This window comes from Halomonas sp. PR-M31 (assembly GCF_001039575.1).
GTDB lineage: Bacteria > Pseudomonadota > Gammaproteobacteria > Pseudomonadales > Halomonadaceae > Modicisalibacter.
Genome location: NZ_JIBT01000048.1, coordinates 18,718 through 29,856 on the forward strand (window position 1 = coordinate 18,718; position 11,139 = coordinate 29,856).

General features: G+C 60.3%; 8 protein-coding genes and 1 pseudogene. 5 read left to right on the top strand and 4 right to left on the bottom strand.

All coding sequences use genetic code 11. The features are described 5' to 3' along the window. Positions 1 to 46: 46 nt before the first annotated feature. Positions 47 to 1,816, bottom strand: coding sequence for a C4-dicarboxylic acid transporter DauA (gene dauA, locus CH74_RS13445; RefSeq protein WP_048308054.1), 1,770 nt, complete (start codon positions 1,814 to 1,816; stop codon positions 47 to 49). Between the two features lie 109 nt (positions 1,817 to 1,925). Further along, positions 1,926 to 3,158, bottom strand: coding sequence for a lactonase family protein (locus CH74_RS13450; protein WP_082140429.1), 1,233 nt, complete (start codon positions 3,156 to 3,158; stop codon positions 1,926 to 1,928). A 181-nt stretch (positions 3,159 to 3,339) separates the two neighbouring features. Between CH74_RS13450 and CH74_RS13455 the strand changes: the two are divergent. Both CH74_RS13455 and CH74_RS13460 read left to right on the top strand, forming a co-directional pair. Continuing rightward, positions 3,340 to 4,229 (top strand): annotated as a pseudogene (locus tag CH74_RS13455) (PA4780 family RIO1-like protein kinase). A 9-nt stretch (positions 4,230 to 4,238) separates the two neighbouring features. Continuing rightward, positions 4,239 to 4,757 carry a CAP domain-containing protein gene (locus CH74_RS13460; RefSeq protein WP_048308055.1) on the top strand — a complete coding sequence of 173 codons (519 nt, stop codon included), beginning with the start codon at positions 4,239 to 4,241 and terminating at the stop codon, positions 4,755 to 4,757. 33 nt (positions 4,758 to 4,790) lie between these two features. Here the strand turns inward: CH74_RS13460 and cmoB are convergent, their stop codons facing one another. Both cmoB and cmoA read right to left on the bottom strand, forming a co-directional pair. Further along, entirely contained in the window at positions 4,791 to 5,783 is a 993-nt protein-coding gene (gene cmoB, locus CH74_RS13465; protein WP_048308056.1) for a tRNA 5-methoxyuridine(34)/uridine 5-oxyacetic acid(34) synthase CmoB, read from the bottom strand. 4 nt (positions 5,784 to 5,787) lie between these two features. Next, positions 5,788 to 6,528 carry a carboxy-S-adenosyl-L-methionine synthase CmoA gene (cmoA, locus tag CH74_RS13470; RefSeq protein ID WP_048308057.1) on the bottom strand — a complete coding sequence of 247 codons (741 nt, stop codon included), beginning with the start codon at positions 6,526 to 6,528 and terminating at the stop codon, positions 5,788 to 5,790. 138 nt (positions 6,529 to 6,666) lie between these two features. Here cmoA and pgi point away from each other — a divergent pair, with 138 nt between their 5' ends. From pgi to parE, 3 genes are all read left to right on the top strand, one after another. Beyond that, the gene (gene pgi, locus CH74_RS13475) at positions 6,667 to 8,337 is read left to right on the top strand and encodes a glucose-6-phosphate isomerase (protein WP_048308058.1); all 1,671 of its coding nucleotides are present in this window, start codon (positions 6,667 to 6,669) and stop codon (positions 8,335 to 8,337) included. A gap of 28 nt (positions 8,338 to 8,365) precedes the next feature. Beyond that, positions 8,366 to 8,989, top strand: a complete 624-nt coding sequence (locus CH74_RS13480; protein WP_048308059.1) for a YqiA/YcfP family alpha/beta fold hydrolase — start codon at positions 8,366 to 8,368, stop codon at positions 8,987 to 8,989. Between the two features lie 86 nt (positions 8,990 to 9,075). Continuing rightward, a complete protein-coding gene (parE, locus tag CH74_RS13485) occupies positions 9,076 to 10,956 on the top strand; it encodes a DNA topoisomerase IV subunit B (RefSeq protein WP_048308060.1) in 1,881 nt (626 codons plus the stop codon). Positions 10,957 to 11,139: the final 183 nt, after the last annotated feature.

Consider the following 11,139-nt stretch of genomic DNA (forward strand, 5'->3'; position numbering starts at 1 on the left):
GGTTTTCGTCTGATGTTGCGAGTATCCAGACGCCTTGGAAAGGTGGCTAGCCTGGCTCAGCAACATCGACACGACGTTTTTCATGCCACTTCAGTGCGACCTCGCGAGCCTGCTGTAGCCCTCGGGAGTAGGTCAGCAGACCCAGGGTCTTACGAATGCCGGCACGGCGCAGCTTGACGATGATCCTCGCCGGCAATCCCACCAAAATCAGGGCGATACCTTCGCGATGCATCTCATCGATCAGGGAGCGAAGAGCCACGATGGCGGTGCCGTCCATGCTGGGCACGTCATGCATATCGATGATGATGATCTGAACCTTGGAATCTATCGTATGCAGCGACGTAAGGGCCTTTTCGGCGGCGCCGAAGAACAAGGGACCATTGATGTTGTAGACCGCCACTTCGGCGGGAAGCCCGTCGATGCCTGGATGGCTGTCGCTATCGAGACGATCGGTTCGAGTGAGCAGCGCCATACGGCGAATGAACAGCGCCGCCGCCAGCCCTATCCCCACGGCCACCGCCAGCACCATGTCGAAAAACACCGTGAGACCGAAGCAGATGACAAGAATCGCCACGTCGCCCGGAGGCGCGGAGCGCAGCGTGTGCAAAAAGTGCCGGGCTTCGCTCATGTTCCAGGCGATGATGAACAGCAGTGCCGCCAGAGCAGACATGGGCACAAGACCCAATAGGCCTGCGAGAGCGACTACTGCCAGCAGTACGACTCCCGCATGAATCACGGCCGCAATAGGTGAACGGGCGCCGCTGCGAATGTTGGTCGCGGTACGGGCCAGGGCCGCAGTAGCGGTTATGCCGCCAAAAAGCGGGGCGATGATGTTGCCTATGCCCTGACCAATCAACTCCGCGTTGGGATCGTGCTTGGTCTTGGTCAGCCCGTCCGCGACCACGGCGCACAGCAATGATTCGATGGCCCCCAGCATGGCAATCGCGAAGGCCGGGCCCATCAGCGCTCGTATCAGGTCGAAGCTCAGCTCGAGAGGCGCGCCGTCCGGACCCGGCAACAGCCAGGGGGCCATGAATGTCGGTGCAATTGGCGGAATGCCATTGCCCGTTTCGCCATTGATCTCCCAGGTGAAGCGCGACGCCACCGTTTCTACCTCGATGCCTGCGCCACCGAACCACTGATTGACCACGTAGGCGGCGACCGCACCGACCACCAGACCGACCAGGGGCGCGGGCACCGGGATGTGCAACCGCGGCCAGAGCAGCATCACGGCCAGGGTAAACGCGCCAATACCCAGCTCAAACGGATTCAGGGTGGGCAGGGAAGTAAAGATTGCCATCAAATTCTCGACGAAGTGCTCGCCGAGGTTTTCGATGGTCAAGCCCAGGAAATCCGGAATCTGCAGTACCGCGATGACCACCGCAATACCCGCCGTGAAGCCCAGCACCACCGGATAGGGCACGAACTCGATGAGCCGTCCCATGCGTCCGATCCCCATGGCCATGAGGATGACGCCGGCCATCATGGAGGCAATGAGCAGACCGCCCAGGCCGTATTGGGCAACGATAGGGAACAGGATGGCAACAAAGGCCGCCGTGGGTCCGGAGACGTTGAAGCGCGTGCCGCCGGTCAAGGCAATGAAGACGCCAGCGACAATTGCCGTGTAGAGGCCGTGCTGGGGTGGTACTCCCGTGGCGATGGCCAGCGCCATCGACAGCGGCACCGCGAGAATGCCAATGGTCAAACCTGCCATTGCATCCTTGCGCAGATCGGCGAGCCCGTAGCCTTCCCGCCAGGCAGAACGCATCCCGGTCGCCATGGCCGGAATTTTCCATGACGGGTTCTTGTTGGCCATTGCTGACTCCTCGCGCGGAAATAACAGGGTGCCGATAGGATACCCGCACTATTAGCGTGTGAACGACCTGCGACAACGTGTCGAGCAAGTAGCCGTTGGGTACGCCGTTCTAGTCTTCGTTTTTTGACAGCCGCTTTACATCCGATGGGCTCGCGATATCCAGCACATGACCGGTTGCCCGTAGGGCACCGGTTTTCGCGTTACGGGCAAACTCAACAACCTGGTTGCTGTGTTGGTTGGTTACCAGCACATGGTCGCTGCCCACCAACAGCGCCCGCGGCTCCTTGCCGTTGACCGACGTGTGGCCAACCTCGCTCAGTGAGCCGTCCTCGGCATCGACCCGGTAGGCGACGATTTCGTTGCGGGTGCCCCGGTTGCTCACATACAGAAACTGCCCGTCCGGTGACAGGCCAAGACCGCCGCCGGCTTTTGCGTCCTGATCTTGCGCCGCGGTCAACGCCCAGGATTTGCGCTGTTCGAGCCTTCCCTTCTGGTAATCGAACAGATGGACCCGAGCGCCCATCTCGGTGACCACATAGGCATGCTCGCCACTTTCGTCGAACACCATGTGCCGGGGGCCGCTGCCTTTTTGAAATTCCACCGTGGCCGCATCGTCTTCGATCAGGGGCTTGTCCGCTTCGGGCCGGTAGCGATAGGCATACAGCCGGTCCGCTCCCAGGTCTGCTACGAAGACTTGGGTGCCATCCGGCGAGAAATTGACCGAGTGAGCATGGCTCGACGCCTGCCGATCCGCGACGCCGCCGGAACCCCCTTCATAGCCGAGGTACTGCGTCATCTCCTCGAGGGCGCCGTTGTCCGCGATGGGGAATACCGATACGCCGGAATGACCCGCATCCACGGAGTAGTTGGCCACCAGCAGATAGCGTCCGTCCGGGGATAGCGCCGCATGGGCCGGCTGCCAGCCGTGGCTTGGGCGCTGATTGATCAGATGCAGCACGCCACTGTCCGGGTCCACCATCAGCGCGCTGACCTGCCCCGGCGAGTGTCCGCTCGCCTCATTGGTGGCGTAAACATAATGGCCCTTGGGGCCCACCACCAGCCAGGAAGGACTGACGACCGGCGTCGTGCTTTTCACGGTGAACTTGCCCTGGGCGTCCAGCTGCACGCGATAGACGCCCTTGCTGTGACCGGTTTCCTGATAAGTATTACTGGGCAAATACAGTTGATCGTCGGTATAGGTGCCTATCAACAATGTGTGGTTTTGTTCCAGCATTTGTTCGGACTCTCCTGCCTGGGCGCCAAGTGACATCAGGCTCGCCAGTGCTAGCGCTGTCAGAAAGCCACGATAGGGTTTGCGATAAGTGCTTGTATGCATTGTCATGTTGAAACTCCCCCTCCTTGGGATGAATGAATACTCTAACCATAGCAGGCGCTGCGCTTATATGAGCTTTGCATAGGCCCTGATGTGATGAGTCGCTGTAATGGCACATCTACGTTTTTGGTGTGGGGCGCAAGGCGGTATGCTATGGCTTTGTGATCTTCAAGGATGCTACCTGAACCGAATGAAAACCCCGAAACGCTTACAACCGCTGCTCGATGACGGCTTCATCGATGAAGTGCTCAGACCCTTGATGAGCGGCAAGGAAGCCGCCGTCTATGTGGTCAAGGCTCAAGACCAGTTGCGCTGTGCCAAGGTGTACAAGGAGGCCAGCAAACGCAGCTTCCAAAATCAGGCCGAATATCAGGAAGGGCGCAAGGTGCGTAACAGCCGCCAGGCCCGGGCCATGCAGAAGCGCACTCGCTTTGGCCGCCGCGAGCAGGAAGAAGCCTGGCAGAATGCGAGGTAGATGCCCTGTACCGGCTGGCAGCTGCGGACGTGCGCGTACCCAAGCCCCATGGCTTCGTCGATGGCGTGCTGCTCATGGATCTGATTCTCGATGGTGACGGCGACGTAGCGCCGCGTCTCAACGATGTGGAGCTCACCGCTGCCGAGGCCCGGGACTATCATCAGGTGATGATGCGGGAAATCGTCAAGATGCTCAGCGCCGGCTTGATTCACGGCGATCTATCGGAATACAACGTGCTGCTGGCGCCGGAAGGTCCGATCATCATCGATCTGCCCCAGGCCGTCGATGCCGCCGCCAATAACAACGCCGAGCGCATGCTGACCCGAGACGTGGATAACATGACACGCTATTTCGGAGCCTTCGCCCCGGAGCTGCTATCCATTGATTATGCTGGCGAAATCTGGTCACTGTTCCAATTGGGCAACTTGAGCCCTGAGGCACCCTTGACCGGCACCTTCAAGCGCAGCGAGAAAAGCGCTGATCTTGCCGGCGTGATGCGGGAAATAGACGCAGCACTTGAAGAAAACGCCCGCAGGGCAGGTGGCGACGATGATGGAGAACAGGGCGATTCGGAGGAGCAGGACGATGAATGGCAGACTCGCTGAGGTAGCCAAGTGAATCATCGTTTTCTATGTCTTCTCATTGCGGGTGCGTTGTTGAGCAGCGTTACCACGCTACAGGCCAGTGCGGAGCAGGCAGTCCAGTGCGAGGCCAGCGATACCCAGAAAGTCTGGCTTGCACGGATCAACGACGCTCGCGCCCAGCCCCGCCAGTGCGGCGACAAGCGCTTCGAAGCAGTGAAGCCACTGTCCTGGAACTGCAAGCTTGAAGCAGCGGCCAAGGCCCATTCGAGCAACATGGCGGAAAATGATTTCTTCAGCCACACGGACCCGGACGGCGACCGGGTCGGTCAGCGTGTGACGGCCGAAGGCTATACCTGGCGCAGGGTCGGAGAGAACATCGCCGCGGGCCAGAAGTCCGGCGACGCGGTTATCGAAGGCTGGCTCGAAAGTGCAGGCCACTGCGCCAACATCATGAAAAAGACGTTCACCGACATGGGCATGAGCCGGGTAGAGGCGCCGGATTCACGATATTCGCCTTACTGGACTCAGGTGTTCGGTCGGCCACGATAGCTGATATGGAAAATCAGCGGCGCATTCAAGCCGTCATCTTTTGCGCGCCACAATCACCGCTCGCCGCGGTGCCGGGTGGCCTTCGAGTGTGCGCGAGTGATCCTCGGGATCGAGAAAATCCTTCAATGACTGAAAGCTCATCCAGTCGGTCGAGCGCTGCTCGTCAAGCGTGGTCATGGCTTCATCGACTACGCGAATATCCGTGAAGCCGCAGCGTGTGAGCCAATGGCAAAGGGCCGCGGAGGAGGGCAGGAAGTAGACGTTGGGCATGGCAGCGTAGCGCTCACCGGGCATGAATACGGTGCTTGCGTCGCCTTCCACCACTAGCGTTTCCAGCACCAGTTCGCCGCCGGGGCTCAGCGCGTCCTTGAGCTGCAGCAAGTGATCCAGGGGCGACGGGCGATGGTAGAGCACGCCCATGGAGAATACCGTATCGAAGAACTCTAGCCTTTCAGGCACGTCCTCGATGCCCACGGGCAAGAAATGCGTGCGGTTGTCGTCCGCATCGCCGATGAAATGGCGCACCGCCTGAAACTGATAATAAAAGCGCGGTGAAGGATCGATCACCAGCACGAAGGCAGCATCTACACCCGCCATGCGCCAGGCGTGATAGCCGCTGCCGCCGCCCACGTCGAGAATCCGGCGTCCTTTTAGTGACGAAAGATGCGGCGCGACCCGCTGCCATTTCCAGTCCGAGCGCCATTCGGTGTCGATCTCGATGCCACCCAAAGAAAACGGCCCCTTGCGCCAAGGCATCAGCTTACGCAGCAGATTCTCGCAGCGGCGCCGATCCGCCTCGGGCAAGGCTACCTCAACGCTCACACAGGCCTGATCGAGATGCACGGTTCGCTCATCCGGCAAGGGTGGCAGCTTGGCCACCGCCTTCTCCCAGGCGGGCAGGTCGCCATGGCGCTTGCGATCGAGCCCCCGGGACAGCTGCTTGGGCAAACGGGCCAGCCAACGGGTAAGGCCCTGTTCAATAAAAGCATGATAAAGCGCGCGCTCGGCGGCATTCAGCTCCGGCATGGGCTCATTCCTTGAACGCAATCATCGAGGCGAAATTCAGATACTGAAACCAGGTGCTTACCCGTGTGAAACCGGCTCGGGACAGGCGGGCGTGGTGAGCCTCCAGGGTGTCCGGCACCAGCACGTTCTCCAGCGCCGTGCGCTTCTGGCTGATCTCCATATCGCTGTAGCCGTTGGCACGCTTGAAGTCGTGATAGCGCTCCACCAGCCAGGCGTTTTCCTGCTCGTCCGCGGCAACGATCTTTTCCGACAGCACCAGCACGCCGCCGGGTTCGAGTGCCTCGAACAGCTTGCCGATCACCGCGTCTCGATCCGTGGGCGGCAGAAATTGCAGGGTAAAATTGAGCACGATCATCGCCGCCGGCTGGTAATAGATATGGCGAATGTCGCCTTCCTGGATCTCGATTTGATGCGTCGGGCACTCTTCATCCAATGTGGCGCGGGCGCGCGCTACCATGGCGGGTGAGAGATCGACGCCGGTCAAGGTGAAGGCCTCCGGCGGCAGGCGGCCCGCCAAGGCCAACCCCACGGCGCCCAGTGAGCAACCAAGGTCATAGACATGGCCGCCCTGGCGTAAATGGCGCTCGGCGATAATACCGAGCATGCCGAGAATCTGACCGTAACCCGGCACCGAGCGGCGAATCATGTCCGGGAAGCAGGCCACGACCCGTTCATCGAAGGAAAACGATGCAACCCGGTCGAGGGGTGTGGTAAAGACCGCGTCACGGTAAGATGCAGAACTCATGGAAATCGCAATCGATCAAGAAGTGGATGGCATTAAACGCCGCTATTTTACGCGGGGTTTGGTAATGTTGCACCCGCACACACCTTTACCGAAGCGATAAACACAGCCTTCGACTTTGCTTTCAAGGAGAGATGCTTGATGACTTCAAGAACCCCGATCAATCGTCAAACTGCCTGGCAGGCGCTCAAAGAGCACGCCGACGCCATGGGTGAGACCCATCTCAAGGATCTGTTCAACGAGTCGCAAAGTCGTCACGGTGATTTCTCGCGCCAGGCCGCTGGGTTGATGCTAGACCTGTCCAAGCAGCGCTGGCGCACCGAGACCCTGGATAAACTGCTGGAGCTGGCCCGGGCCGCGGACGTGCCCGACGCGATCAAGCGGTTGCTTGCCGGCGAGCGGGTCAATCATTCGGAAGATCGCCCGGCGCTGCATACCGCCCTGCGCCTGCCGGCGGATGCGCGGCTCGAGGTGGAAGGAGAGGATGTCGTACCCGCGGTGCACAAGACCCTGGATCACATGGAGACGATGGTCGAGAAGTTCTTGTCCGGTCAATGGCGGGGTGCTACCGGCAAGGCGATCACCGACGTGGTCAATCTCGGCGTCGGGGGCTCGGATCTGGGGCCCTTGATGGTGACTCATGCCCTGGCGGACTATCAGCTCCGGGATGTGCATCGCGTGGAGGTGCATTTTGCGTCCACCATGGACGGCTCCCAGCTGGCGGACTATCTGGATCGTCTCAGTCCCGAGACCACCCTGTTCGTGCTCTCGTCGAAGTCCTTTACCACCATCGATACGCTTTCCAATGCGCGTACCGCCCAGGATTGGCTGCTGGGACATTTGGGACGCAACGACAACGACAAGGCGCTGGTGATGCGGCAGCACTTCATCGGCGTTTCCGCCAGTCCGGAAAAGATGTGCGAATGGGGTATCAGTGAAGCCAACCAGCTGGAGTTCTGGGAATGGGTCGGTGGGCGCTACTCTTTATGGGGCGCCATCGGTCTGCCAATCGCCCTGACCGTCGGCATGGACAATTTCCGCGCCCTGCTGGCGGGTGCCCATGCCATGGATCGTCATTTCGCCACTGCGGAGCTTGCCGATAATTTGCCGGTGCTGCTGGCTCTGGCGGGCATCTGGAACGTCAATTTTCTGGATATTCGCGCCCATTCGATTCTGCCCTATGACGGCCGTCTGGAGTTCTTCGCCAGCTACCTCGAGCAGCTTGAGATGGAATCCAACGGCAAGTCCGTGACCAACGACGGCGAGAAGGTTCACTACTCCACCTGCCCGGTGCTGTGGGGGCAGCTCGGCCCCAACGCTCAGCACGCCTTCTATCAGCTGCTGCACCAGGGCACTCAGGCGGTGGAGTGCGATTTCATCGCGCCGATGCGCCGCTACGATCGAGTCGAGGACGAAGCGACCCGCAAGCATTTGAAGGTCCAGCATCGCCTGACCCTGGCCAACTGCTTCGCCCAGTCACGTTTGTTGATGCTGGGGGACGATGCCATCGATGACGATGGCCCGCGTCCCAGCCATAAGCGCTATCACGGCAACCAGCCCTCTACCACGCTGCTACTCGAGCGTCTGACACCGGAAACCCTGGGCGCGCTGATCGCCCTTTATGAGCACAAGGTGTTCGTGCAGGCAACCATCTGGGACATCAATCCCTTCGATCAATGGGGAGTGGAGCTGGGCAAGAAGATCGCGACTCAGACGGAACAGATACTGGCCTCTCATGAGGGGCTCGAATCCCTGGATGCCTCGAGCCAGGGCTTGATCGAGGCGGTGTGGCGCACGGAAGATACCATTTGATACTGGTTATTCATACAGGTTTTGCGGTATGCTGAATGATCAGGAGAGTAGGTCTCCGGTGGATGCCGTTCTTTATCTGCACGGTTTCAATAGCGGTAGCGAATCCCCCAAGGCGAAATTGATGCGGGCTGCTTGCGGTCGAATTATTCATCAGGGCGAGCCGCTGGCCTGCGTTACGCCTCAGTTGCCGCAGCGCCCGCAGGCGGCTTATGAGACGGCCCAAGCGGCACTTGAATCCCTGGGTGCGAATACGCTGGTGGTTGGTAGCTCCATGGGAGGTTTTCTGGCGTCCTGCCTGGCGGAGCGATTCGATCTTGCCGCAGTGCTGCTCAATCCGGCGGTGCGTCCGACGCATTTGATCGACGAGCTGTTGGGCACGGAGTTCGTCAACGATTATACCGGCAAGCGCTTCACTGTGGATGCATCCCATGGCGAAGAGCTGGCAAGACTGATGCCGCCAAAATTGGACCCGCGACGCTATCTGCTGATGCTGGGGACTGCGGATGAGACCCTGGATTGCCGGGACGCCTTCAAGGCCTACGCAGGCTGTCGCACCCTGATCGAGCCCGGTGGTGATCACGGTTTCAGCCGTATCGAGAAACATCTGCCGGCGATACTGGCCCAGGGTGGGCATTGCTTGAACGCCTACTAATGAGGCATATATCTGAATTCCGATATCAATATTGAGGCACTCATGCCGATAACCCTAGTCACTGTAGACAGCACTCTGGATAACGCATGACGCAATACAGCGCGACATCGATAGAAGTTCTCTCCGGACTCGACCCGGTCCGCAAGCGCCCGGGCATGTACACCGATACTACCCGCCCCAATCATCTGGTTCAGGAAGTCGTCGACAACAGCGTCGATGAAGCCCTGGCCGGGCATGCCGGCGAAATCAAGGTGCGCCTGCTCAATGATGGGGGTATCGAGGTCGTTGATGACGGTCGGGGTATGCCCATCGATATGCATCCAGAGCACGGCGTATCCGGCGTCGAGCTGATCCTGACCAAGCTGCACGCCGGGGGCAAGTTCTCCCAGTCGAGCTATCGCTTTTCCGGCGGTCTGCACGGAGTCGGGGTTTCCGTGGTCAACGCCCTGTCCCAGCGTCTGGAAGTGGAGGTGTGCCGGTCGGGTGAACGCCACGCCATCGCTTTCGAAAAGGGTGAAAAGGTCGAGGAGCTATCGGTCATTGGAAGCTGCCCCAAACGCGCCACCGGCACCCTGGTGCGTTTCTGGCCCGAGGTGGGCTACTTCGACTCGCCCAAACTCTCGCTGCCGCGACTGAAACATCTTCTGCGGGCCAAGGCGGTGCTGTGTCCGGGGCTCAAGGTGGTACTCACCGAGACCGACGGCGCCGAGAGCGTCTGGCAGTACGAGGACGGCCTGCGGGACTATCTGGCCCAGGCCACGGATGGATTTGAAGTGCTGCCGGCGTCGCCTTTCATTGGCCATTTCGCCGACGAGGAGCAGGCCGTGGACTGGGCGATCCAGTGGTTGCCGGAAGGCGGCGAGCCGGTGCTGGAAAGCTACGTCAATCTGATCCCCACGCCGCTGGGCGGCACCCACGTCAACGGGCTGCGCTCTGGACTGCTAGAGGCGCTGCGGGAATTCTGCGATTACCGCAGTCTGCTGCCCCGGGGCGTGAAGCTCTCTGCGGAGGATCTCTGGGAGCGGGTCTCTTATGTGCTTTCGGTGAAGATGCTCGACCCTCAGTTTGCCGGTCAGACCAAGGAGCGACTGTCGTCACGCACCGTAGCCGGGTTCGTCTCGGGTGTGGTCACGGATGCCTTTTCCCTGTGGCTGAACAACCACGTGGATCAGGCCGAAGCCTTGGCCGAGCTAGTGATCAGCGCCGCCCAGCGCCGTCAAAAGAGCGCCAAGAAGGTGGCGCGCAAGAAGATCACCTCCGGGCCCGCCTTGCCCGGTAAGCTGGCGGACTGTTCCGGCCAGGACCCGGCGGCCAGCGAGCTGTTCCTGGTCGAGGGCGACTCCGCCGGAGGCAGCGCCAAGCAGGCAAGGGCCCGGGAAACTCAGGCGATCCTGCCGCTACGGGGCAAGATTCTCAATACCTGGGAAGTCGAGTCTCACGACATCTACGGCTCCCAGGAAGTGCACGACATTGCGGTTGCCATCGGCATCGACCCGGTCAGCGACGATCTATCCAAGCTGCGCTATCACAAGATCTGCATCCTCGCCGATGCGGACTCCGACGGCCTGCATATTGCAACACTGCTGTGCGCGTTGTTCATGCGTCACTTTCCGGCACTGGTGGATGCAGGTCACGTGTTCGTTGCCATGCCGCCGCTATATCGCATCGATCTGGGCAAGGAGGTCTTCTACGCCCTGGATGAAAGCGAGAAGTCCGCGGTGCTCAAGCGCCTTGAGGGCAAACGCGGCACTCCGAACGTGCAGCGTTTCAAGGGCCTCGGTGAGATGAGCCCGCTGCAGCTTCGCGAGACCACCATGGCGGTGGATACCCGACGCCTGGTACAGCTGACTCGAGAAGAGGGCGATGGCACCGGCGAGATGCTGGACATGCTGCTGGCCAAGAAGCGCGCTTCGGATCGGAAAAATTGGCTGGAGGATTACGGCAATCTGGCCGACATCGAAGTATAGGCCGTTTCCTTGTAGGAGCTCGCTTAAGCGAGCGTGAGTATTACCCCATCGCCCGACAAGTCGGGCGCCTACGGGAGCCGTTGATGTCAACCTACTGTAGGAGCTCGCTTCAGCGAGCGATAGCGGAGAGCAAAAGGCTTCATCGGGAAGCGATTGGCTGCCGCTACCAATCGCCCAATGAAT